This window comes from Diaphorobacter ruginosibacter (assembly GCF_014395975.1).
In the GTDB taxonomy this organism is placed as follows: Bacteria; Pseudomonadota; Gammaproteobacteria; order Burkholderiales; family Burkholderiaceae_C; genus Diaphorobacter_A; species Diaphorobacter_A ruginosibacter.
On record NZ_CP060714.1, the window covers coordinates 4,133,828 to 4,158,828 of the forward strand.

Sequence of the window (25,001 nt, forward strand, 5' to 3'; positions counted from 1 at the left end):
GCGTTCTGATGCGCGCCTATGCCTTGGCGGCTCCCCGCAGCTCACCCCAGCGATAGCCTGTGATGGCCGCGGCAATCAGGGCCATGCCTGCCCACTGCGCAGCGCCCGGACGGATGCCGAACCACATCAGGTCCACCGTCAGTGCAAGCGCCGGATAGATGAAGCTCAGGATCGCGATCGACGCGGCACCCAGGCGCTGGAAGGCGCCGTACATCAGCACATACATCAGCGCGGTGTGCACCAGCCCCAGCGCCAGCACGCACATCACCACCCGCGTCAGGGGTGCCTGCAGCTGCAGCGCGAGAGCGCCCTGCAGCCACATGGGCAGCAGAACCAGCGCCAGCATCGCGCCGCCGGCCGCCATCTGCATCATCGCGGTCTGTGCTGCGCCGATATGCTTGACGCGGCGCGTGGCAATCACCGTGAGCGTATAGAGTGCCGCCGCCAGCAACGCCAGCAGGACACCCCAGACGATCATGCCCGCGTGCCGGGCCTCGGCCCCGGCGTGCTCCGTCACCACGCCGCTGCTCAGCACCACGCCCGCCAGCGCCAGCAGCATCCACGGCATGCGGCGCCAGCCGATGCGCTCGCCCGACCAGGCCGAGGCCATCAGCAGGAAGAACGGCTGCACGTGATAGACGACCGTCGCCACGCCGATGCCCGCGTAGGCATAGGCATGGAACAGTGCCACCCAGTTGATGACCAGCGCCACGCCGCCCGCCGCGAGCCATGCCATGTCGCGGCGCGACATGCTCACCCATTCCCTGCGCATGCGCACCCAGAGCCACAGCGCGGCCGCACCGATCAGGCAGCGCAGCAGCACCACCAGCTCCACCTGAAGGCCGCTCTCGACCACGAACAGGCCGATCGTGCCCGACAACAGCATCGCAAGCACCATGCGCCACACGCCCCCGCGCGAGCCCGCGGCTCCCGCAGCCTGTGGCACGCCCGTCCCGGCACGGGGAGTCGAGGAAATCGATGGACTGATGCTGCTCATGGCAATGACCCTGTGAACGATGAAATCTGCGCGGGTTTGACGCGCGCTGTCTGTTTGCCGGATGATCTCCCAGGGCTCACAATTCAACAATACTGCTTTAATTCAATGAATTGTTGAATTCCAAGCAACAAAATCATCCACCATGAACCTCGAATCGCTGCCGCTCGCTGAAATGCAGGTCTTTGCCCAGGTCGTACAGCACCGCGGATTCGCCGCGGCCGCGCGGCACCTGGAGATCACCACCTCCGCGGTCAGCCGCAGCGTTTCTCGGCTCGAGCGGCAGTTGGGCGTGAAGCTGCTGCACCGCACCACGCGCGCGCTGTCGCTCACGGAGATCGGGGCCGAGGTGCATGACGCCTGCCTGCAGATGCTGCAGGGCGCGGAACAGGCCCTGTCGCGCGCGGCCGCGCACCGCGAGCAACCGCAGGGCGTGCTGCGCATCAGTGCCCCGGTGGTGTTTGGCGACCTGTGGCTTGCGCCCCAGTTGCCGCGCTTCTGCGCGCAGTGGCCCGAGGTGCACGTGCAACTGAGCATGAGCGATACCCTGGTCGACCTGACTGCCGATGGCATAGACCTCGCGATCCGCATCACCACACCCGAGGCACTGCCACCCTCGTTCGTCGCCCGGCCGCTGCGCCCCATACGCTACGTGCTCGCGGCCCATCCCGCCTATCTTGCGGCGCGCGCACCCATCGACCATCCCGCCGACCTCGGCGCCCATCGCTGCATGAGTCTCGGCTACGGCGCATTCCAGAACATGGTGGAACTGGTCGCCAGCGACCGTGCCCTGGCCCCGGAGCGCGTGCGGCTGCATACACCCATCACCATCGCCAGCAGCCTGGGCCTGCTGCACGCCCTGCTTGGCGACGCGCAGGCCGGCATCGGCCTCCTGGCAGACTTCGTGGCCATGCCCATCATCGCGCAGGGACGACTCGCGCAGGTGCTTCCCCAATGGCAACTGGCCGGCAGCTATGCGCAGCGCACGGCCTATGCGGTCCATGCGCCGGGGCCGCACCTGCCACCCAAGCTGCGGGCCATGCTCGACTTCCTGCAGTCGCACTGCGGCACCGAGGCACGGCCCGCCGCTTGATCCCCTGCGCATGCTATGCATGGATTTCTGGCGCTAATTGCAACCCCGCTTGCGGAATAGAACCCGGGGGAATTCATCCAACAGGTCTACATTCATACATGTTTTCATGGGACCTGCCATGGCGGGTTCCCCTGAGCGTGTTCACGATCCAAGGAGACTCCACCATGTCCTCATCCGCAACCTCGACCGCCACACCGGGACCCGAGGCCTCGCGCGACGCGTTTCTGGCCGCACGCGACTTCCTGCAGGCCCATCGCAGCGACTATGACCGCGCCTACCGCGACTTCCGGTGGCCGCAGCTGGGCGAGTTCAACTGGGCGCTCGACTACTTCGACCACATGGCGCGCGGCAACGGCGCGTCCGCCTTGCACATCGTGGAAGAGGACGGCAGCGAAACCCGGCGCAGCTTCGCCCAGATGAGCGAGCGCTCCGCGCAGGTCGCCAACTGGCTTCAGGGCCTGGGCGTCAAGCGCGGCGACCGCGTGCTGCTCATGCTGGGCAACGAACTCGCACTCTGGGAGCTGATGCTGGCGTGCATCAAGCTGGGCGCGGTGATGATCCCGGCCACCATGCTGCTCACTCCAGAGGATCTGCAGGACCGCCTCGATCGCGGCGCCGTGCGCCACGTGATTGTGGCCAGCGCCCACACGGCCAAGTTCGAACCGCTCGCGGGCGACTACACCCGCATCTGCGTGGGCCAGGAACAGGCCGGCTGGCATGCCTTCGCCCAGGCAGATCGCCACTCCACCGTCTTCGAGCCGACGGGCCGCACCCTGGCCGACGATCCGCTGCTGCTGTACTTCACGAGCGGCACCACGTCCAAGCCCAAGCTCGTGCTGCACACGCACCAGAGCTACCCCGTGGGCCATCTCTCGACGATGTACTGGATCGGCCTGCAGCCCGGCGACGTGCACCTGAACATCAGCTCGCCGGGCTGGGCCAAGCATGCCTGGAGCTGCTTCTTCGCGCCCTGGATCGCCGGTGCGACCATCTTCATCTACAACTATGCGCGCTTCTCCGCCAAGGCCCTGCTGCAGGCACTGCAGGACCACCGGGTGACCAGCCTCTGCGCACCGCCCACCGTGTGGCGCATGATGATCCAGGAGGACCTGGGCCCGTGGCGCGGACGGCTCTCGCTGCGCGAAGTGATTGGCGCGGGAGAACCGCTGAACCCCGAGATCATCGACCAGGTGCAGGACGCCTGGGGCCTCACGCTGCGCGACGGCTTCGGCCAGACCGAGACCTGCGCGCAGATCGGCAACACGCCGGGCCAGAAGCTCAAGCCCGGCTCCATGGGCCGTCCGCTGCCGGGCTACGACGTGGTGCTGCTCGACGTGGACGACAAGGAAAGCAACGAGGGCGAAGTCTCTCTGCGCCTCTCGCCCCGCCCCACGGGCCTGATGGTCTGCTACGAGGACAGCCCCGAGAAGACGCAGCAGGTGATGCGCGAGGGCTACTACCACACGGGCGACACCGCCGAGCGCGACGCCGACGGCTACATCACCTTCGTGGGCCGCGCGGACGACGTGTTCAAGGCCAGCGACTACCGCATCAGCCCGTTCGAGCTGGAGAGTGCGCTCATGGAGCATGACGCCGTGGCCGAAGTGGCGATCGTCCCCAGCCCTGACCCGGTGCGTCTCGCCGTGCCCAAGGCCTACCTGATCCTCACCACCGGCACGCACCCGAGCCGCGAGCTCGCCGAGCAGATCTTCGCCTTCGCGCGCGAGCGGCTGGCGCCCTACAAGCGCGTGCGCCGCATCGAGTTCGTGACCGAGCTGCCGAAGACCATCTCCGGCAAGATCCGCCGCGTGCAGTTGCGCAAGGATGAATCCGCCAAGGTCCTGGCAGCCGAACGCGGGCAGTTCGAGTTCTTCGAAGAGGACTTTCCGGGCCTGAAAGGTTGACGCTCGAAGGGCTGAAGGATCGAAGGGCGGGCGTTGCGCTCCCGCCGTCCATGCAGCATCACGCTGGCCTGGCTCGGCGTACCGCGCGCAGCTTGCCCGAGCGCCCGCCGCCGGCATAGAACAGCCCGTCGCCCCCGCTCTCGAGACCGCTGACCAGCACGCCCTTGGGCAGCATCAGACGCTCCTTCACTGCGCCCGAATGCTTGTCGATGCGGCGCAGCTCGCTCTCCTCGTTTTCCTCGGTGGCATGCCAGAGCTCGCCCTCGTACCACGTCACGCCGGTGACGAAGCGATCGGACTCGATGGTGCGCAGCACCCTGCCGTCAGCGGGGTCGATCTGGCGAATCTTGCGGCTGCGGTAGGCGCCCACCCAGAGGCTGCCTTCCGCCCATGTCAGGCCGGAATCGAAACCACCGCCAGGAGCGGGAATCGACGACACGACCTTGCCCGTGGCAGGCTCGATCTTGTCGATGCGCGTCTCCACGATCTGGTAGAGATGCTTGCCGTCGAAGGCGGTGCCCGCGTCGCCGGGAACGGCAAGTGAGCGCGCCACCGCGCCGCTGCGCGGGTCCACCGCCAGCAGCGTCTCCCCGGTGGCCGCCCAGACATGGGTGCCATCGAAGCTCACGCCGTGGATCACGCCACCGGCCTCATACGGCCCCCATTCGTGCACCACTTCGGCCGCGCCGCTGAGCGTCTGCCGGGATGCTTCATTCATTGATTCAGACATCATTGCTCCTTTCGATGCGCCGGGTAGATGGCAAAGCCTGCGAAAACGGTGGCGCTGGAGTCCACTCTACGCAATCGGCAGCGCAGCAGGGAGTAACAAAACCGTCGCGAATCCGCTCATGGGCGGCAGCAGCCAGCGCCGCGCCCGTGCACTGCCGATGGCGCGCACACGCTGCTCCTCCAGCAGGACCGCGAGCGCGCGCTGCACGCTGCGCTGGCTGCGTCCGAGGGCCTGCGCCAGGGCAGAGGTGCTCCAGGCCGCGCCATCCGCCATCAGTGCCAGCAATTGGGAGGCCTCGTCCTCGGCCAGCGGCACCAGCACGATCACCATATGGCCTGCCTCAAGGCGCAGCGCGAATCCTTCGGCGGTGGATTCGATGCGCGCAAACGAAGCGATGGCCGCGCGCAGGCGACTCATCTCCACCCGCAGGCGCGCCCGGTGCGTCTCGTCGCCCTCGCGCGTGCGGAAAACGTCCGCGATCAGGCGCTCGCGTGCCACGCCCTCACGGCCCGTCGCTGCGGCTTCTGCCAGCGCGCGCAACAAGGCGAACAGCACCGGCCTGCGGGCGAGCGACAGCTGTCGCGGCCCCCACACGAGGCCATGGCGGCAGGCGTCCACCACGAGATGGCCGGACTGGAGAATCACACTCAATCGCTCGGCGCTCACCTCGCGCGTGCCGCTCGCATCGATGCAGCGTGCACACGCGCGCTCGAGCACGGCGCCGGCCTGCTGCACCTCATGGATCAGGGAAGGGATACGGCTCTGCGCCGCCGCATCAGCGGCCCGGACAAAGGCCTCGCGCGCCTGGCCGACGCGCAGCGCCCGCATGGCGATCTCCGCGTGGATCAGCTCGCCCAGTGCATCGAGCACCGCCGGCTGCCTCTGCCCCGGCGGCAGCACGGGCCGCGCCGCCAGTGCTGCGGCAGCATCGTCCACGCGCCCCAGCATCAGCCACCTGCGCGCGGCGACCAGCTGCGCGTACAGCGCGTTGGTCAGGTCCCCATGGGACTGCAGCACGCCCGCGGCCGCATCGAGGCGCGCCGCCGACACATCGAGGCGACGCATCGCCAACGCGATTTCCGCCTCAGCCAGGGCGCAGCGTGCCCGTGCCAGCTCATCGCGCGGCCCGAACCCGCGTAGCGCCCTGCGCAGCAACTGGCCCGCCCGCTCGAACTCGCCGAGCTGCGCCATGGCAATGCCGCGCAATGCCAGCGCGGGCGGGTCGTTGCGCAGGGCGATGCGCTGCAGTGCGCCCAGTGCGTCACCCGCGGAAAGCGCCCGAGCGGAGGCGGAGATGAGAGCGTCCACGGCCACATGTTACCTGCACCCCCACGGAGATCGTGAACACGCGCCAGGCCGTGCCGAGCTGCTCATCACCTTTTGGCGACGGATTTCGCATGTCATCGGCACCTACGGTGTCACGAGGATCGACAGCGACGGAACCCTGATTGACCTGCTCGGCGGCGTGCTCTGGTCGGATGGCTCCTCTACCTGAGCAATCTACCGGTAGGGACGCTGTGGCCCATTTGACTACACCACCCATCGCGCGAGCGTTCCGTGAGCCCGGTGACGGCTCGCGGAGGCGGCCATCACCAGGATATGGTTGCCACCCGCCTGCCCTGGCTGGCTGGCTAGACGCTCTTCCTGCGCAGCAGATGCGCATGCACCGCACCCGCCTTCAGATGGCGGTACTGCTCGAGTCCCAGCGCTGCAAGCTCCTCGCCGGTCCATTCGCGGGGCGCCTCCAGGTAGATGAAGCCGTCCTCCGCCACCGCCCTTGCGGCGGCCTCCAGCGCTGACTGAAAGAACGGGCCGTCGAATGGCGGATCGATCAGCAACAGGTGCATGCTGCCTGCGGCACACTGCTTGAGCGCAGCGATGCCGTCACCGCGCTGGACGGTGACATTGGCAGCACCCAGCTTGGCAGCGATCGCCTTGAGTTGCGCGACGAGCATCGCATCGGCCTCGTTCATCTGCACCTGCGCCGCACCGCGCGATGCGGCCTCGAAGCCGAGCGCGCCCGTGCCCGCGAATGCGTCCACGCACTGCCAGCCTGTGAGGTCCTGGCCGAGCCAGTTGAACAGCGTCTCGCGCACACGGTCGGGCGTGGGGCGCAGGCCCGGCTTGTCCGCCACGGGAAGGCGCGAGCGCTTCCACTGGCCGCCGATGATGCGCACCTCGCCCGCACCACGCGCCGGTGCGGCTTTCGCAGCCTTTCCCGCTGCCGCGGCTTTCTTGCGGGCTGCTTCGCTCAGCATGGTCGAACGCGGCCTCATTGCTTGGCCCCCACCTGCACCGTGACCATGCGGCCCGGCTGCAGCATGCGCTGGAACGCGGCGCGGATATCCTGCGCTGTGAGCGCTTCCACGCGGTCCGTCCAGTGTTCCAGGTAGTCAAGCGGCAGGTCGTTCCACGCAATGTTCACCACATTGCCAAGCAACTTGCGGTTGCTGTCGATGCGCAGCGCAAAGCCGCCGATGAGGTTGTCCTTGGCGTCGCGCAGTTCTTCCTCGGTCGGTCCTTCCTCGACGAACTTCTTCACCACGTCGCGCGACACCTGCACGGCCTCGGCCGACTGGTCGGGACGCGTCTGCAGGCCGACCACGAACGATCCCGCGTTCAGCCCCGGCGAGAAGCCGCTGCCCACGCTGTAGCTCAGCCCGCGCTTCTCGCGCACTTCCTGGGTAAGGCGCGACGTGAAGCCACCGCCGCCCAGGATGTGGTTGCCCACCAGGATCGCCAGGAAATCCGGATTGTTGCGCTTGATGCCGGGTTGGCCGATCAGCACATGGGCCTGCGCGGACTGGAACGGCAGGTTCTCGTCCACGGCCTTGGCAAGCGGCTGCACCTCGGGCACCTCCGGCAGCGCGGCGCAATCACCGGCCTTCTTCGCGGGCAGGCGCGACAGCAGGGTGCGCACCAGTTGCTGGGCCTGCTCCTTGTTCAGCGCGCCGACGATGCTCACGCGTGCGCGGCAGGTCTGCACGTACTTGCCGTGGAACGCCTGCATGTCGCTCACGTTGATGCGGTTCAGCGTCTGCGCGGTGGTCTGGTAACCATAGGGATGGCTGCCGTACACCGCAGCCGCAAACGCCTTGCTGGCCACGGTGCCGGGCTTGGTGTCAGCCTCCTTGATGGCCGCCTCCCAGCGCGAGCGCTCGCGCTTCCAGACATCCTGCGGAAAGCTGGGCTCGCCGATCTGGCGCGCCGCCAGGTTCGAGGCCTTGCCGAGCAGTTCGGGGTCGGTGAGGGAGCGCATCGAGTACACGAAACCGTCACGCTCGGCGCCCGCATCGAAGCTCGCGCCCAGGTCCGCCCAGGCCTCGCCCAGAGCATTCTCGTCGAGCGCCTTTTCCGAGCCGTGGGCGCGCACGCCCTTCGCGGTCATCATGCCCACGGAGCTCGACAGGCCCACCTGCTGCGCGGGATCGCGGCGCGCGCCGGCGTCGAAATCGATCTGCACGTCCACCATCGGGATGGCGGGGCTTTCCACGAGCCACACGCGCGCGCCATTGGGCTCGCTCCAGTGCTGGATGGGCAAAAGCGCCCAGGCCGAATGCGTGAATATCGCCAGACCCGCGCCCACCAGGCAGGCGCGCGCGGTCATCGTCTTGGTCATCATCTTGAAGTGTTGGGTCATCTGCGACATAGTTCGTCAATCCATCTTTGCGTGCGCTGCGATCAGTGCAGGCGCGAGCCATCGGCACCGCCGGCCGCGGGGCGTTTGCTGCCCGGGGCAACGGGCTGCGGCACCAGCGTTCCCACGTTGAGCTGGTCGTCGCCGAAGTAGCGCGCGGCCACCGACTTCACCTGCTCGGGCGTGACGGTGCGCAGCAGCTTGAGAATGCGATCATCGGCATCAAGCGGGAAGCCCTCGACCCAGTTGCCGCCCAGGTCGTTGGCCTGGCCGTAGAGCGAATCGCGCTCATACACGGTGGATGCCGTCCACTGCGCCTTCACGCGCGCAAGCTCGGCCTCGCTCACGCCTTCCTTCGCGATGCGGGCGACCTGCGCGCGCAGCGCCTCCTCCACCTGCCTGGCGGTCTTTCCGGGAGCCGGCACGCCCATCAGCATGAACAGGCTCGGGCCGCGCCCGATGATGTTGGCCGAGCTGCTGGCGCTGTCGGCGATGCGGTCCGCACCCTGCGTGAGTGCGCGATCCAGGCGCGCGCCGTCGTAGCCGCTGAGCACGGCGGACAGCATCAGCAGCGACAGGGCATCACGGTCGCTGTCCTTCGGTTCGTCGAGATGGACAAGGCTCGGTACGCGGAACGACATGGCAAGGAACGCCTGATCCGCCGGGGCCTTGAATTCGATGCGCCTGATGCCCTTCTGCTCGGGCTCGGTGCGCGGCTTGCGGGCCGGCACGGCACCCTGCGGAATCTGCCCGTAGGTCTGCTGTGCAAGCTCCAGCACCTTGGCCGGATCCACGTCGCCCGCGACCACGATCGCGGCATTGGAGGGCACATACCACTGCTTGTGGAAGTTGCGCACGTCCTCGGGCGTCATCGAATCGAGATCCCCCATCCATCCCACCACCGGGCGATGGTAGGGCGATGCAATGAACGTGGCGGCGTTCAGCTGCTCGAACAGCGCCGCGCGCGGCTGGTCCTCCGTGCGCATGCGGCGCTCCTCCTTGATGACCTCGATCTCCTTCTTGAACTCCTCGTCGGGCCACTGGTTGTTTGCAAAGCGGTCCGACTCGAGCTCCATCACGTCCTTCAGGCGACTGGCCGGAATCTGCTGGTAGTACCCGGTGTAGTCGCGCGTGGTGAAGGCGTTTTCCTGCCCGCCAAGCGCCGCAACCTTCTTGGAGAACTGGCCGGGCGCCACCTTGGCGGTTCCCTTGAACATCATGTGTTCCAATGCATGTGCCACACCGGAAGTCCCGTCCACCTCATCCATGGCGCCCACGCGCACCCACACCATGTGCACGGCCGTTGGCGCGCGCCGATCCGGCTTGACGATGAGCTGCATGCCGTTTTTCAGGGTGAACAACTGGGCTCCGTCGGCCGTCGTGACCTCCGGCCGGACCGCGGTCACCGCGGAGGCAGCCGCCTGGCCGGATGGCTGTGTCATGGGCTGGGAAGGGGGATTGGCGGATGCGCCGGCATGGGCCGTCACATGCGCGCAGGCCAGCAGGCCAAGAAGGGAGATGGCTTGTTTCATAGAATGGATAGGATTCCAAGTACCCGACAATGTTCAGTTTCTTCAAGAAAAAATCTTCCACGACCGCTGACGAGACCGCTCAGCCGCCTGCAGATGCAGCGCCAGAGCCGTCCTCCGGGCAGCAGGTGCCGCAGCCGGACCCCTCTTCCAAGGGCTCCAAGGGCTGGCTGCGCAATCCGTTTGCAAGTCGCGACACGGCCGACGACGGGGCGGAGCCTGTTCCGGCCCCGGCCACACCCGCGGCCCATGCAGTCACTGTAGTACAAGAGCCCCAGGCCAAACCCGAGGCCCCCGCGTCCGAGGGCGACCGCAAGGGCTGGATGGACCGGCTCAAGGCCGGCCTGCGCAAGACGGGCACCAGCATTTCGACGATTTTCACCGGAACGAAGATCGACGATGCCCTCTACGAGGAACTCGAGGATGCGCTGCTCATGGCCGACACCGGCGTGAAGGCCACCAACCACCTGCTGCAGGACCTCAAGCAGCGCGTGAAGAACTCCAAGACCACCGATCCCGCTGCCGTGAAGGCGTTGCTGGCCGATGCGCTGGCCGATCTGCTCAAGCCGCTCGAGAAGCCGTTGGCCATCGGCGAGCACACGCCCACCGTGATCATGGTGGCGGGCGTGAACGGCGCGGGCAAGACGACGTCCATCGGCAAGCTCACCAAGCATCTGGCCGACCACGGCGAGAGCGTGCTGCTCGCTGCGGCGGACACCTTCCGCGCCGCGGCGCGCGAGCAACTGGGCGTCTGGGCCACGCGCAACACGGTGGAAATCGTCAGCCAGGATGGCGGCGACCCGGCGGCCGTGAGCTTCGACGCCGTCTCCGCAGGCCGCGCGCGCGGCAAGGATGTGGTGCTGGTCGATACCGCCGGCCGCCTGCCGACGCAGTTGCACCTCATGGAGGAGCTCAAGAAGATCAAGCGCGTGGTCACCAAGGCCGATGCGAGCGCTCCGCACGAGGTGCTGCTGGTGATCGATGGCAACACCGGCCAGAACGCGCTCAACCAGGTCAAGGCCTTCGACGAGGCACTGCAGCTCACGGGCCTCATCGTCACCAAGCTCGACGGCACGGCCAAGGGCGGCGTGCTGGCCGCCATCGCGCAGGAAAAGCCCATTCCCGTGTATTTCATCGGCGTGGGCGAGAAGGTGGAAGACCTCGAGACCTTCAATGCCAGGGAGTTCGCGCAGGCACTGCTCGCCTGAGCCGCAACAGCCCCCTCAGCATGCCCTTCGGCCCTCGGCCCCGCCATGGCGGGGCTTTTTTATGGCTCGGGGCAAGCATGCGGGCGATCCGACGCTGCGGATGAGAGAATGCCTTGCGACATTCCACGACGAGGAATACTGGCCGCGCAATGACAGCCGAATGACAGATTCGCTCACCAGAATCTGTCCGGTCAGCCGTTCAACAACAAACCGCCAGGAGACATCGTGCAGACCTCATTCCCCTCGTCCCCCTCTTCCTTCGAACTCTCGCGCCGCGGCCTGCTGCGCCTGTCGCTGGGCGGCGCTGCCGCCGTTGGCGTCGGTGGCGCGCTCGCACGCGGCACCCCGGCCTCCGCCATCACGCGTCCGGCAGATGGCCTCGCGCGCAGCACGCCCGAGGCGCAGGGCGTGTCCTCCGCCGCGATCATGGACTTCCTCGACGAAGTCGAGCGCAACGCCTACGAGATGCACGGCTTCATGCTCTGGCGCAGCGGCCATGTGGTGGCCGAAGGCTGGTGGGAGCCCTATGGTCCCGAGCGCATCCACATGACGCACTCGCTCACCAAGAGCGTGACCGCGAGTGCTGTCGGCATCGCCATTGCGGAGGGCCGCTTCAAGCTCGACGATAAGGTGGTCTCCTTCTTCCCCGAGCACCTCCCCGCCACCGTCAGCGCAAACCTCGCGGCGATGACCGTGCGCGATCTGCTGACCATGCGCACCGGCCACGAGAAGATGACCTCGGGCTCGGTATGGCGTCCGATCAAGACCAGCTGGATCGCCGAATTCTTCAAGATCCCGGTGAAGTTCGAACCCGGCACGAAGTTCGTCTACACCAGCGCCGCGACGTACATGCTCTCGGCCATCATCACCAAGACGACCGGCCAGTCCACCGCGGACTATCTGAAGACCCGCTTCTTCGAGCCTCTCGGCATCACCGGCTATGAATGGGACGTGGGCCCCGAAGGCATCTCGCCCGGCGCCAACGGCCTCTCGTGGAAGACTGTCGATGCACTCAAGCTGGGCATCCTGCACGCGCAGAGCGGCCAGTGGAACGGCCGGCAGCTGCTGCCCGCCGAATGGGTGAAGGCCGTGCAGCAGCCGCACACGCCGGGACAGTACGGCTACCAATGGTGGCTGGGGCCGAACGGCGTCTACCTGGCCGATGGCCTGTTCGGCCAGTACTCGATGGTGTTCCCGGAACATAACGCCGTCATCGCGATGAATTGCGCAAATCCCTCCGGCGCCGGCTTTCTGGCCAAGGCCGTCTACAAGCATTTTCCCCGCGCCTTCCAGACCGCCGAAAAGCCTTCGCAGGCAGCCCGGCTGTCATCGCGCATGAAGCAGCTGCAGCTGCTGGCACCGCCGCGCGCGACCCACTCCCCGCTGGCCGGCACCATCTCGGGCAGGACCTACGAGTTCGCCGACAACGCGGAAAAGATCAGCGCGGTGAAGTTCGACTTCTCGGATGGACAGTGCCTCTTCACCATGGTGGATGAGCGCGGCACGCACGTCGTGCCCTGCGGCCTGGGCAAGGCCATCGAGGGATCGACCACCATCACCGGCAACAAGCTGCACCACGAGTACCAGCCCGACCACATGCGCGTGGTGGCCACCGGCGAGTGGACCGATCCGCGCACCTTCGAGATGACGTGGACGTTCGTGGAATCGGCCTTCCGCGACAAGGTGGTGTGCCGCTTCAACGGATCCTACGTTCGCCTCAGCCGCAGCGTGAACGTGAATTCCAGCGTCACCTCGCTGCCGGAAATCGTGAGCAGAAAGCCCGCCAAGGTCTCGGGCGACTGACGGGCGCTCACACCTTCAGGCGGTCCTCGACCCATGCCGCGTACTCGCGCGAGGACTGCTCCTCGCGCACGAGCAGCTGAGGCAGTTCGTAGGGGTGCGCCGACTTCAGCCAGCGCACCAGCGCCTGCACGTTGAACGGCAGCGTCTTGAACACGAGGCGCCACTCGGGCTCCTCGCACTGGGCGTCCTGCCAGACATAGTGCGAGGTGACCTGCTCCACCTGCACGCACGCCGCCAGGCGGTGCCTGACCGCATCCTGCGCCAGGCGGCGGGCATCGTCGGTATGGCCGACCGTGGTGGTGAGCACGCTCACGGGCGGCATGTGGGAGTCCAGTTCTCGCATCGCGCAGGGTCCTTTCATTCCTTGGTTCACGCATCCCATTGTCTCTCGTGCGAGACACCTCCGTTCTGTGGAATCCTGCGGGGAATTCACCACCGGCGCGTGCCGGAAAGCACGCCGTGCCAGACAACTGACGTATAAGTGCGAGTGCGATACCACACGCCCGAAGGCGCAGGCCTCCGGCACATTCAACGATCCGCAGGAGACAGCACGACATGACGACAGCGCGCAAGCCATTCAAGGCCGCCGTGATCCAGGCCCAATCCATCCCCACCGACAGCATCGAGTGCGCCCTCAAGGCGGCATCGCTGATCCGCCAGGCGGCCAGCAACGGAGCCAAGGTCCAGGTGTTTCCCGAGGCGTTCCTGGGCGGCTATCCCAAGGGCAACAGTTTCGGCAGCCCCATCGGCCTGCGCAAGCCCACGGGCCGCGACGCCTATGCGAGCTACTACCAGCAGGCCATCAGCCTCGATGGCGATGAGATCGAGATCATCAAGGAGGCCGTCGCGGACACCGGCGCGGTCGTGGTGATCGGCTGCATCGAGCGCGATGGCGGCACGCTGTATTGCACGGCGCTCTACTTCAGCGGCGAACAAGGCCTGGTCGGCAAGCACCGCAAGCTCATGCCGACGGCCGGAGAACGCCTGATCTGGGGCTTCGGCGACGGCTCCACCATGCAGGCCGTGGACACGCCCTACGGACGCGTCGGCGCGGTGATCTGCTGGGAAAACTACATGCCGATGCTGCGCATGCACATGTACAGCCAGGGCGTGTCGATCTACTGCGCACCGACGGCCGACGATCGCGACACCTGGCTGCCCACCATGCGCCACATCGCGCTCGAGGGCCGCTGCTTCGTGCTCACCGCCTGCCAGTTCCTGCGCCGCGAGGCCTATCCCAAGGACTTCGAATGCAGCCTTGGCGACGACCCGCAGACCGTGCTGCTGCGCGGTGGCAGTGCGATCATCGATCCGACCGGCGCCGTGCTGGCCGGCCCCGACTATGAGGCCGAGACCATCCTCTATGCGGACATCGACCCGGTGATGGTGCCGCGCGGCAAGTTCGACTTCGACGCTTCGGGCCACTATTCACGGCCCGATATCTTCCAGCTGAAAGTGGACGTGGGCGCGAAAAAGGCAGTGTCGACCTTCGGCGGCGACGAGTGATGAACGCGTGAGTGCCGTGGCCGGAATGCTCTTCCCCGCCACGGCGCGCCGCAAGCCTCCTTCGGGCCCGGACGGGCCCGACGGGATCAAGGCTGCGTGATCCCCCAGTTCTGGTTGTTGCCACCGTTGCAGGCATAGGTGATCAACGGCACCTGGACCAGGCTCAGGTCGGGCACATCGAGACAGCGTCCCGACGAGCGATTGACCAGCGTGGCACCCACGCTCTTCCATTGCGTTGCCCCACCCGCCGTGCACGCAAGCTGCACCACCCTGGACTTCCCGCTGGCCGGGTCGAGCGTCTCGGCAAGACACAGCCTGCTGTGCCGCGCCTCGAACTGGACGTGATCGTCCACGGTGTTCACATCGAACAGTTCATTGGCGTCCATGCCGCAGCCATACTGGAGGGCCGCCGCACCCGACGCGGTCTGCTTGCCTTCGATGTTCACGCACAGATTGCTGTGCGCCGAGCGGATCCGCACGCGCGGTGCGACCGTATCGAGCGAGCGCACATAGTCGGCCAGCGCCACACGGTCGCCCTGCGCCAGGTTGCCGGCATTGCCGTGCCCCACCGCCAGCAGCGCCAGGACGGAGTCGGCCTGGCCATCATGGAGGAACACCGGGTTGCTCCAGACGCCCAGCAGCGTCGGTGTGTCGAAGCCGACGCCCGCGAGCGGCTGGCCGGAGCCGCTGCCCGACGTTGGCCGGATCGTGCCCACATCGTGCCGCAGGCCATCCCGCATCGTCGCGCCGCTGTGGCAACTGGCGCACTGCGCCGTGGCGAAGACCTGCTTGCCCGCCAATGCGCTGGCACTCAGGCTTCCGTCCGCGTTGCGCACAGGGCTGCGCGGCAGGCGCGCCAGGCTGGTCACGTAGGCAGCCAGATCGTCCAGGTCGCTGCTGCGGCCTGCCTTGGGCGTGCCCAGCGGCGCGGCGGTGGCCTGGAAGTCCGCGTTGCTCAGGAAGCCCGTGCCCTCGAACTCGTTGCGGATGTCGTTCTCGAAGTCCTGGATTTCATCGAAATTCGCTGTCCAGTGGAACCGGCCGTGTGCCGCACCCTGCCGTCCCTGCAGCGAAATCGTGCGCCTCAGGCCCTCGCCGCGCTGCGTGAAGTCCCAGACCATGCCGTCATCCGCGCCGTCGGCGTGGCAGCTCGCGCACGACATGTAGTTGTCACGGCTCATGCGGCGGTCCGATGCCTTGTAGAACAGCTTCTTGCCGCGCAGCACTGCCGCGCCGAACGGCTCCGCACCCACGGTCTGCACGGTCTGCAACAGCGTGGCCGCACCGCTGCGCCCGGACAGGACGTTCGCCACGTCGAGCACCGAGACGGAGCGCGAGAGGAAGTTGTTCACGAACAGCCGCTGCCGCGTCGCATCGATGTGCAGGCCATGGGGCGCCGACATGCCCTCCACCATGATCTCGCCGCGCAGTGCCCGGCTGTAGGCATCCACGATGGCCACGTTGTTGCCCTCCATCTGCGCCACGAAGATGAAGTCGCCGCGCGGAGCGTAAACGGCGGCGCGCGCCGGCGCACGGTCGTCGAAATCGAGCTGCTCGCCGAAGACTTCCGCATCGCCCTGCATGTCCAGTTGCGTGAGGATGGAACGCACCGTGCGGTCATGCAGCAGGTCGTTGCCGTCCCGGGCCCGGCCACGCACGATGTTGTCCTTCTTGGACGGCAGGCTGGCGCGCAACCCGTCCGGCGATATGACGATCTGGCTCAGGTAGTTGGGCACGCCGCGCGAGCGGCTCTCGTCATCCACCGTGGTGGTGTCCACCCGCAGCGGCAAGGTCTTCTGCAGCGTCATGCCCGCCAGCTGCACCTTGTGCACCTGGCCTCCGTTCATGGCCGAGCGGAAGCGGGTCACGTAGGCCGACTTGGAATCCGCGCTCACGGCGACACCGCGCACATCGCCCGTCAGTGCGACGGAGCCGGTGATCGCACCGCTGGTCGGGTCGAAGCTCACAAGCATCGACTTGCTCTCCAACGTCAGCACGCCTGTGGTGCGGTCGGGCGTGAACACCACGCCGTAGGGGCCGCTACCGTAGGCCAGCGGCAGGCTGGCGGACACGCTGCCGTTCGCCGCGTTGAGCGCCACCAGCCGGTCGTCGGCCTGCACCGTCACCCAGATGCGACCGTCCGGGCCCACGGCGAGCGTCTTGGGCTCGCGGCCCACGTTCACCTCCCAGATCTTCGCGAGGCTCTGCGCGTCCATCGCTGTCACCGTGCCGCTGTCCGGATTCACGCTGTAGACCTGGCTGGCATCGCCCGTGATGTTGGTGGTGTGCGTTGGCGCCAGCGCGGTCGGCGGATGCGTCACGGTCACGGGGTAGGTGTAGTAGGTCTCCAGGCCGTCGGCCGTGCGCACGGTCAACGTGACCGTGTAGTGGCCGGGCGTCGCATAGCTGTGGTTGGCCTGCGGCTGCGAGCTGAACGCAGACCGGTTCCCGTCACCGAAATTCCAGCTGTATTGCGCGCTGCCGCCGAGCACGGGGGAGTTGAAGGCCAGCGTGCCGCCGACCGTGTGCGCGCCCTGCCCTATGCCGGGATCACCCACCACGGGCACTGCGGCAAGCTGCGCGATGTCGCTGTCGGAGAGCACCCGCCGGTACACGCGCACCTCGGCCAGGCCGCCCTTGAAATGGACCGGGTTGCCCTGGATCTGGCCCAGCGTGCGGAAGCGGTTGTTCAGCCCCAGCGCCCCGGTGCGCCCCGTGGTCGTCACCTTCACGCCATCCACATGCAGCGACTGCACTCCGGAGGCCGCATCGCGCGTCATCACCACATGCCGCCACTGTCCGTCGTTGACGGGCTGTGCCGACTTGGTCACGGGGTTCGATGCGCTCACGTCGCCAACCGACAGATTGATGCGGCCCGTGTTGTCCAGCCATCCCCAGAACACGTCGTTGGAGCCACTGGCCTGGTCGCGGCCGAAAATGCCCGGCGCCGTCCACGGTGACGCTGTGCCCACCTGGGTGGTCTTCATGTAGAAGCTCAGCGTGGAAGTCCCGGCGAGCACGGAGGCCACGCTGTCATCGGCCAGCTCGATGCCCGCGCTGCGCTGCGAGAGATCGATGCCGATGCTGGCAAAGGCGTCGGATGCGCTGCTGCTGCCGTCGCTCATGCCGACGGGATCGGCCAGCGTGCGTGCAAGGCTCCAGTGGTGCGCAAGGTCCATGTTCACGGCATTGCCCGTGGTGAAACTGGACTTCCATTCGGCAGCGATGCCGTTGCGGGCGTAGTCCTTGATGCCGCCTGCGGGCAGCACCACTTCATAGGTGGTGTTGGGCTGCAGGGGCTGAGCGGGCGAGAAGTTGACGATGCCCAGCTGCACGCTGTAGAAGCCCGCCAGCGCGGCACCGCCCTGCGGCCGAACGATGAAGGTGCTTGCGTTGACGCTTTCGGGAAGAATGCTGTCCGAGAGCGCCACACCGATGCGTGACGTCAGCACCTGCTGCTGCGCGGCGTTCGCGGGGGACACCTGGCGCACCACGGGCGGCGTCGTGTCCGGCGCCGTGTCGTGCACCATGAAGGCACTTCCCGATCCGTGGTCGTTGCCCACGAAGATCAGGTTGCCGAAGGGCGCGACCTGCCCATGGTCGGAATGCGACTCCTCGCTGGAGCCCGCGGGGAACATGCCGCCGCGCCCCACCTCGACATGCTGCTGGGGGTTGCCGACATCGACCTTGTGGATGCGGTACTGCGCGCCCTGGAACACATAGTGGTCCTGTGTGGCGCAGTAGAGCTGCTCGTCCATCACCAGGCGGTTGTCCTCGGCGACGAAGCGGCTGCGGTTGGAAAGATTGAAGGCCGTCATCTTGGCCCCTGCTCCGCGCACCGACGTGAACAGTCGTTCCCCGTCATAGCAGGTGGCGTAGTAGAACGTGTGCGAGGCAACGCTGTCCAGTACCTTCGGATTCAGTGGATCGGAGATGTCCAGGCTTGCGAAGCCGCTGGTGTTGTCCATCGAGGTGAGCACGAGCTGGTTGCCCATGCTGAAGATCGGGCCTACGCGAAAGCCTCCCAGCTCGCCCGTGGGCACGGGATTGGGCTTGCCGGCCCCGCGGTTGGCGATCACGGCATTGGCCGGGTCCGATGCGTCGATGATGTATACGCCGTCGTTCGATGAGGCGACATAGAGATAGGGAGCCTGCCACCAGAGCTGCCAGCTCACGTTGGTGTAGTCGCCGGCATTGACCGTCGGCAGCGCGAGCTTCTTGACCTGCTGTGCGTTCTGCACGTCCGTGAAGTCCCAGAACTCGACACCCTTGGTGGTGGCGATCGCAACGTACTGCTTGCCGCCGATGGTCGAGACGCCAAACGAATGCGCCTCGCGGAACTCCGACGTGCGCCCTTCGGGTTCGTAGATGCGCTTGACGAGCTGCATCGAGCGCGGATTGGAGACGTCATACACGAGGAAGCCGCCGGGCCCGAGTCCGCTGTCGGGAGCGAACAGCGTCAGGAAGTAGCCGTTGTGCATGATGCCCGCATTCAGGCCGAAGGCCTTGCGTCCCGCATAGGTCGCTGGCGTTCCCTGGTCATCGCGCCGGATCCATGCCACCGGCTTGAACAGTTCATTCTGCGTGTAGGTCAGGTTGCCCAGGCCCGGCCCCTGCACCGACAGGGACTTGGGCGTGACGGGCGTGCCGCCCCCCGCGCTCGCATCGGCCGTTGCCGGCGCGCTCTGCGCCCCGGACTGCACGGCCACCGCGCTGTCCCCCGAAGATCCGCTGCAGGCCGCCAGCGCCAGCGCAAGCAGTGCGGCGGATGCGGTTCTGAAATACGTTCTGCAATCCCCAAGCAGCCTCGTCGCTGCGTTTTCGACAGACAAAAGCATGGCTCACCTCTCGATTGTGGAGTGATGTCGATACCGGATCCGCGCTTTGGATCGGGGGCGCGGCCCCCGTCGCTCAGGCAGGAACCGCCGTGCTCTCGGCGGCTGCCGAATACTGTTGCCATGCCTTGGCGGCGCTGGCACCGTCGTGGATCATGGCCATCAGCGCGCGCACCACCGCCGAAGGACTGCGGTGCTGGTAGACATTGCGCCCATAGACCATGCCCATGGCACCCTGGTCGAGCAGCACGCGCGAACGCTCGAAGACCTGCTGCAGGTCCTCCTTGCCGCCGCCGCGCACCAGCACCGGGCAGCGCGCCGCCTCCACCACGCGGTGGAAGTCGAGCGGGTCGGTCGTCGGGTCGGCCTTGATGATGTCGGCCCCCATCTCGCGCGCCAGGCGCGTCAGGGTGACGATCTTCTCCGCGTCGCCATCCACCATGTAGCCGCCCCGCCCCGAGTTGGGGGCCATCACGAGCGGCTCGATCATCAGCGGCATGGCGTAGCGGTCGCAATCGGCGCGCACGCGCGCGATGTTCTTCACGCACTGGCGGAAGAGGTCCGGCTCGTCCGGCAGCATGAACAGGTTCACCACCGCGCATGCCGCATCCATCTGCACCGCCGGAAGCACCGGGTCCTGCTCGTTCTGCAGCACGGCCCACATCACGCGGTGGGTCGTGGCGTTGTAGGGGTTGCCCATGTCCAGGCGCATCACCAGTGCGGGCTTGTCGCGCCCCGGGCGGCTTTGCAGCAGTTCGCTCTGCCCGTAGTTCAGCTGGATCGCATCGGGCCGTGCCCCGATGAGCTGGTCCATCACGCGGGGCATGTTCTCGAGTCCGTCAAGAAAGCCCGGCTCGTTGCACACGCCGTGGTCCACGGCGATGTCGAGGCATCGGCCCTTGTGCATCAGGCGGTTCAGTCGCGCCTGCTGTTTCTCCATCATGGTCGTCTCCTGTGAGGTTGTTTTCAAGCAAAGCCGTGCCCGCGCCGCAGCCTGCAGCTGCGGTTTGCGACGTCGGCAGAAAAAGGGATCGGAGCCGCAGGTGGTGCAGCCCCGTGGCTCAGGGGGTCAAGGCATCAGCGCGGCCAGGTGGCGCGCAGCGGCTGCGTCGATCAGCGCGGACTCCGGCGCACCCAGCCGGACCTCGCCAGCCAGCGCGTTCTCGCGTGCCTGCGCGGCGGTACGTGCGCCGCACAGCGCCACCGTGATGCGTTCGGGGGCCGTGCACCATGCGATCATCAACTGCGCGAAGGTGCAGCCCACGCGCGCGCGCAGCGGCTCGATCTCTGCGAAGAAGCGGTTGACACTCATGCGGTTCTCGCGCGAGAAGCGGGGGTTGTCCTTGCGCTGGTCGTCGCCCTGGAACTCGCGATCGGCATCAATGGGGCCGGACAGCAGGCCGAGTGCAAGCGATGAATAGCCGATCACCGCCACATCGTGCGCGCGGCACAGTGGCAGGAGCTCCGATTCGATCTCTCGGTCGATCAGGCTGTAGCGCTCCTGGATGGCATCGACCTGCCCGTGGCGCAGGTATTCACGCAGCGTCGGCGCATCCACGTTGCTCACGCCGATGGCACGGATCTTTCCTTCGCGCTTGAGCGCAAGCAGCGCCTCCATGGTTTCCGCCACCGGCGTGGTGGCGTCCTGCCAGTGGGTGATGTAGAGATCGATGTAGTCGGTCTGCAGGCGCCTCAGGCTGGCCTCGACCTCGTGTGCGATGGCATCGCGCCCCAGGTAACGGTAGACCGCCTTGCCCTGTTCGTCGAAAAAGTGCGTGCCTTTCTGCACATGCCAGACCAGCCCGCACTTGGTGGCGATCACCGCATCGTGCCGGCGTCCGGCAAGCGCCTTGCCGACCAGTTCCTCCGCATGCCCCAGGCCATAGGCCGGCGCGCTGTCGATCATGCGCACGCCGGCATCGAGCGACGCGCGGATCGCATCGATGGCGGCCGCATCGTCGTTGCCGCCCCACATCCACCCGCCCATCGCCCAGGTGCCGAGGCCCACGGCCTCGCATTGCACGCCGGAGCGTCCCAGATTCACGGTCTTCATCGTTTCACCTTTTTCACGTTCATGAGATGGTCCAGCGTCACCGCCACCAGCAGGATCAGGCCCTTGATCACGTCCTGCCAATAGGGCGACACATCCAGCAGGATGAGCGAGCTGGTCACCACCGACAGCAGCGCCAGGCCCAGCACGGCGCCCAGCACCGTGCCCGAGCCGCCCTTGAGGCTCGCGCCCCCGATCACCACGGCCGCGATGACGTTGAGCTCCATGCCGGTGCCGAACGTGGGCGTCGCCGCGCCGAAGCGCGCGGTGTAGATCACTCCCGCGAGTCCCGCCATGGCGGAGCACAGTACCGTCACCCAGAACTTCACGTGGCCGGTGCGGATGCCCGAATAGAGCGCAGCCTTCTCGTTGCTGCCGGTGTAGAAGACCTTGCGCAGCAGCGAAGCGCGGCGCAGCAGGAAGTCGCTCACGATCACCAGCACGGCGAAGATCAGGATCACGACCGGCATGCCGCCGATCGAACCCTGGCCGATGAACTTGAACTCGGGCGGCAGCGAGAACAGCGACTGCGGTGTTCCCTGCGTGAGCGCCAGGCACAGGCCGCGCACTATCACCATGAACGCAAGCGACGCGATGAAGTGGCTCAGCCCGATGCCCGTGACACAGCCACCGATCATCGCGCCGATCATGGCGCAGCAGGCAATCGCAATCAGGCTCGCCGTCCACGGATCCACGCCCATGAGAAACAGCTTGCCGGTGACGACCATCGCAAAGCACACGACCGATCCGACGGACAGGTCGATGCCGCCCACGATCATCAGCACCGTCATGCCCACGACGACGATGCCCTCGATGCTGAAGGACAGCAGCATCGCGCGGATGTTGTCCCAGGTGAGGAAGTGCGGCGATGCGAAGCTCATCACCACGCACAGCGCGACGATGATGATCAGCAGCCCCGCCTCGCGCATGTTGCCCAGGCGCTTTCTCGCGCCCTCCTTGTCGTGCGCCGCGGCGGTCTGCGGCGCGTTCATGGGTGATGTGCTCAAGGCAGCGGCTCCATTCGTGGTCATCGGGTTCATATCGGCATCTCCTCTTGGCTGAGCCCCGAAGCCAGGCGCAGCAATCGTTCTTCATTCATGTCGCGGGACATCACCTCGCCCGCCAGCACGCCGTCGCGGACGACGAGGGTGCGGTCGCACAGCCCGATGATCTCGGGCAGCTCGGAGGAGATGACGATCACCCCCACGCCCTGGTCGGCCAGGCCGCGCAGGATGTGGTGGATTTCGGATTTGGCGCCCACGTCGACGCCGCGCGTGGGTTCGTCCATGATCAGCACGCGCGGCCCCGTGGCCAGCAGCTTGGCGATGGCCACCTTCTGCTGGTTGCCCCCGGAGAGGCTGGCCACATCGCATTCCACGCCGTGCGATTTCAGGTTCAGCCGCTTGCCGAGTTCTTCGGCCAGCCGCTTCTGCGCACTGTGGCGGAGCAGCCCCCAGCGCGAGCTGACACGCGCGAGCGCCATGGCCGCGATGTTCTGCGCCACCGGCAGGTCCAGGAATACTCCCGCGGCCTTGCGGTCTTCGCTGAGATAGGCAATGCCGTGCTGCAGCGCGTCGCTGTAGCGGCGGATGACAAGCTCGCGGCCCTCGAGCAGCACCTGCCCGCGCCGGCTGCGCCGCAATCCGCAGACGGTCTCGGCCAGCTCGCTGCGGCCCGCGCCCATCAGCCCCGCGATGCCCAGCACCTCGCCGCGCCGCAGCTCGAACGAGATGCCGTGCACGCGCTCGCCGTCCGCAAGATCCCGCACCTCCAGCAGCGGCCCGGGCTCGTGCCGCCGGCCCAGCTCGTCCTGCTTGGGCGGGTAGTAGTTGCCCAGCTCGCGGCCGACCATCGCGCGCACCAGCAGGTCCGGCGTGATGGAGGCCAGCTCCGCGCATTGCACGTCGCGGCCATCGCGCAGCACGGTCGCGCGATCACAGTGTTCGAAGATCTCGGCCATCCGGTGGCTGATGTAGATGATGCCCATGCCCTCGCGCCGCAGCTCGTGCAGCACGCGGAACAGCGCGGCGGATTCCACCTCGGTGAGCGCGGCGGTCGGCTCGTCCAGGATCAGCACCTTGCAGTCGAGCGTGAGCGCCTTGGCGATCTCCACCAGCTGCTGGCTGCTGATGGGCAGCTCCTGCACCTGCATGGCCGGATCGATGTCCTGCCCCAGCCGCTTCAGCACGGTACGCGCACGCTGGTTGAGCCCGGCATAGTCCATCAGCGCACCGCCGCGCGTGACCACCTCCGACATGAAGATGTTCTCGGCCACCGATGCGTCGCCGCACAGCGCGATCTCCTGATGGACCAGGCCGATGCCCAGGCGCATCGCATGGGCCGGCCCTTCGATGCGCACGGGCGAGCCATCGAGCCGGATCTCGCCACTGTCCGGCGCATGGATGCCGTCGATGATCTTCATCAGCGTGGACTTGCCCGCGCCGTTCTCGCCACACAGCGCGTGGATCTCGCCGCGGCGCAGCGTGAAGTCCACGCCCGCGAGCGCGCGCGCTGCGCCGAAGCACTTGGTGATGCCGCGCAATTCAAGCAGCGGCGTCGTTTCCTGACTCATTGAATGACACCTCCTGGTGCTGTCGATGAACGCTGCGGCGTGTTTCCCCATGCAGGGATGGGATGCCGCCTGTGCAGGTCCAGCCCCGGCTTACTCGTTGATGCCCTTGGTGCCACGGCGGGCAAGGTACTTGTCCCAGTAGAAGTCGTCCGCGTTGGCCTTGCTGACCACCGACAGGCCGTTGTCCAGGAACGGCACCGACATGGGGTTCGTGCCATTGCGCTTGGCGTCGTTCATCGGGTCGATGAGCTGTGCGTTCCGCGCGAGGAACAGCATCATCATGCCCATGTAGCCCTGCACGCCCTGGTTGGGGTTGATGGAGCCGAACACATCGCCCGACTTGATCATGTCGAGGATCTTGGCGTTCACGTCGCAGCACATCACGCGGATGTTCTTCTTGCTCTCGACCTTGGCCTGCGCGGCACCCAATGCCGAGTTGGCCTCCGGCATGAAGATCGCGCCCAGGTTCGGATTGGCCTGTGCCAGGCTCAGCGTGGCCTGGTAGGCCTTGTTGGGGTCCTGGTTGCTGGCGGCACGGCCCGCGAGCTTCATGCCGGGGTGCTTGGTCTTCATGCGGTCGACGAACGCCGAGACACGGCGGTCGTGGTTGTCCTGCCCCGGGTTCTCGAGCACCGCGTACTCGCCCTTGCCGCCCATGGCCGCTGCGATCGCATCGGCGGCCTGCTGTCCTTCACGGAAATTGTCGGAAGTGACGAACGACACGCGCTTGGAATTGGGCGAATCGGCCGCGAACGTCACCACGGGGATGCCCATGGCTGCCGCGCGGTTGATCGGCTCGATGAACGGATCGGGGTTCATCGGGTGCAGCAGGATGCCTGCCGGCTTGCGCGCCAGCTCCTGCTCGAACGACGCCAGCTGCTTGTTCACGTCGTACTCGGGCGTGCCGCTGTAGCGTGTCTTCACGCCCAGCGAGCGGCCCGCCTGCTTCATCATCTCGTAGACCGGAAACCAGTATTCGACGCCGGACACCATCACGTTCATCACGTAGGTATCTCCGGGATTGCCGCGCAGACCTGCGCCCGCCTGCGCCTGTGCCATGGCTCCCGTGCCAGACATTCCGCCCATCACACCCGCGCCCGCCAGGGCCGCAGTCTTCAAGAAATCACGCCTCATTGCCGT

General features: G+C 66.9%; 18 protein-coding genes. 5 read left to right on the forward strand and 13 right to left on the reverse strand.

Going from position 1 to position 25,001, the window contains the following annotated elements:
* Positions 1-16 precede the first annotated feature (16 nt).
* Positions 17-997, reverse strand: a complete 981-nt coding sequence (locus H9K76_RS18760) for a DMT family transporter (RefSeq protein WP_246475146.1) — start codon at positions 995-997, stop codon at positions 17-19.
* Between the two features lie 142 nt (positions 998-1,139).
* Here H9K76_RS18760 and H9K76_RS18765 point away from each other — a divergent pair, with 142 nt between their 5' ends.
* Positions 1,140-2,087, forward strand: coding sequence for a LysR family transcriptional regulator (locus tag H9K76_RS18765; protein ID WP_187596818.1), 948 nt, complete (start codon positions 1,140-1,142; stop codon positions 2,085-2,087).
* A gap of 164 nt (positions 2,088-2,251) precedes the next feature.
* Positions 2,252-3,991: an AMP-binding protein gene (locus H9K76_RS18770; protein WP_187596819.1), complete on the forward strand. Its 1,740-nt coding sequence runs from the start codon at positions 2,252-2,254 to the stop codon at positions 3,989-3,991.
* Positions 3,992-4,049: 58 nt separating this feature from the next.
* Here H9K76_RS18770 and H9K76_RS18775 read toward each other — a convergent pair whose 3' ends face one another.
* From H9K76_RS18775 to H9K76_RS18795, 5 genes are all read right to left on the reverse strand, one after another.
* A complete protein-coding gene (locus H9K76_RS18775) occupies positions 4,050-4,709 on the reverse strand; it encodes a Vgb family protein (RefSeq protein ID WP_246475152.1) in 660 nt (219 codons plus the stop codon).
* Between the two features lie 78 nt (positions 4,710-4,787).
* The gene (locus H9K76_RS18780; protein WP_187596821.1) at positions 4,788-6,029 is read right to left on the reverse strand and encodes a helix-turn-helix domain-containing protein; all 1,242 of its coding nucleotides are present in this window, start codon (positions 6,027-6,029) and stop codon (positions 4,788-4,790) included.
* Between the two features lie 323 nt (positions 6,030-6,352).
* Complete coding sequence (rsmD, locus tag H9K76_RS18785) at positions 6,353-6,979, reverse strand: 16S rRNA (guanine(966)-N(2))-methyltransferase RsmD (RefSeq protein WP_187596822.1); 627 nt, start codon at positions 6,977-6,979, stop codon at positions 6,353-6,355.
* A 14-nt stretch (positions 6,980-6,993) separates the two neighbouring features.
* On the reverse strand, positions 6,994-8,340 hold the full coding sequence (locus H9K76_RS18790; RefSeq protein WP_425489713.1) for a M16 family metallopeptidase: 1,347 nt from the start codon (positions 8,338-8,340) through the stop codon (positions 6,994-6,996).
* A gap of 62 nt (positions 8,341-8,402) precedes the next feature.
* Entirely contained in the window at positions 8,403-9,890 is a 1,488-nt protein-coding gene (locus tag H9K76_RS18795; protein ID WP_187596823.1) for a M16 family metallopeptidase, read from the reverse strand.
* Positions 9,891-9,919: 29 nt separating this feature from the next.
* Between H9K76_RS18795 and ftsY the strand changes: the two genes are divergently transcribed.
* Both ftsY and H9K76_RS18805 read left to right on the forward strand, forming a co-directional pair.
* Positions 9,920-11,095, forward strand: coding sequence for a signal recognition particle-docking protein FtsY (gene ftsY, locus H9K76_RS18800; RefSeq protein ID WP_187596824.1), 1,176 nt, complete (start codon positions 9,920-9,922; stop codon positions 11,093-11,095).
* 225 nt (positions 11,096-11,320) lie between these two features.
* The gene (locus tag H9K76_RS18805) at positions 11,321-12,898 is read left to right on the forward strand and encodes a serine hydrolase domain-containing protein (RefSeq protein ID WP_187596825.1); all 1,578 of its coding nucleotides are present in this window, start codon (positions 11,321-11,323) and stop codon (positions 12,896-12,898) included.
* A 7-nt stretch (positions 12,899-12,905) separates the two neighbouring features.
* On the opposite strand, the gene cutA is transcribed toward H9K76_RS18805, so the two are convergent.
* On the reverse strand, positions 12,906-13,241 hold the full coding sequence (cutA, locus tag H9K76_RS18810) for a divalent-cation tolerance protein CutA (RefSeq protein WP_246475154.1): 336 nt from the start codon (positions 13,239-13,241) through the stop codon (positions 12,906-12,908).
* Positions 13,242-13,453: 212 nt separating this feature from the next.
* Here cutA and H9K76_RS18815 point away from each other — a divergent pair, with 212 nt between their 5' ends.
* Complete coding sequence (locus tag H9K76_RS18815; RefSeq protein ID WP_187596826.1) at positions 13,454-14,404, forward strand: carbon-nitrogen hydrolase family protein; 951 nt, start codon at positions 13,454-13,456, stop codon at positions 14,402-14,404.
* An 86-nt stretch (positions 14,405-14,490) separates the two neighbouring features.
* On the opposite strand, the gene H9K76_RS18820 is transcribed toward H9K76_RS18815, so the two are convergent.
* From H9K76_RS18820 to H9K76_RS18845, 6 genes are all read right to left on the reverse strand, one after another.
* On the reverse strand, positions 14,491-19,242 hold the full coding sequence (locus H9K76_RS18820; protein WP_187596827.1) for an Ig-like domain-containing protein: 4,752 nt from the start codon (positions 19,240-19,242) through the stop codon (positions 14,491-14,493).
* 73 nt (positions 19,243-19,315) lie between these two features.
* On the reverse strand, positions 19,316-20,182 hold the full coding sequence (locus tag H9K76_RS18825; RefSeq protein ID WP_187596828.1) for a class I fructose-bisphosphate aldolase: 867 nt from the start codon (positions 20,180-20,182) through the stop codon (positions 19,316-19,318).
* Positions 20,183-20,308: 126 nt separating this feature from the next.
* Positions 20,309-21,292 carry an aldo/keto reductase gene (locus tag H9K76_RS18830; protein ID WP_187596829.1) on the reverse strand — a complete coding sequence of 328 codons (984 nt, stop codon included), beginning with the start codon at positions 21,290-21,292 and terminating at the stop codon, positions 20,309-20,311.
* On the reverse strand, positions 21,289-22,281 hold the full coding sequence (locus H9K76_RS18835; protein ID WP_187600733.1) for an ABC transporter permease: 993 nt from the start codon (positions 22,279-22,281) through the stop codon (positions 21,289-21,291). The genes H9K76_RS18830 and H9K76_RS18835 overlap by 4 nt, the downstream gene beginning before the upstream one ends.
* A 44-nt stretch (positions 22,282-22,325) precedes the next feature.
* Complete coding sequence (locus H9K76_RS18840) at positions 22,326-23,861, reverse strand: sugar ABC transporter ATP-binding protein (protein ID WP_187596830.1); 1,536 nt, start codon at positions 23,859-23,861, stop codon at positions 22,326-22,328.
* 90 nt (positions 23,862-23,951) lie between these two features.
* Positions 23,952-24,995 carry a substrate-binding domain-containing protein gene (locus tag H9K76_RS18845; protein WP_187596831.1) on the reverse strand — a complete coding sequence of 348 codons (1,044 nt, stop codon included), beginning with the start codon at positions 24,993-24,995 and terminating at the stop codon, positions 23,952-23,954.
* Positions 24,996-25,001: the final 6 nt, after the last annotated feature.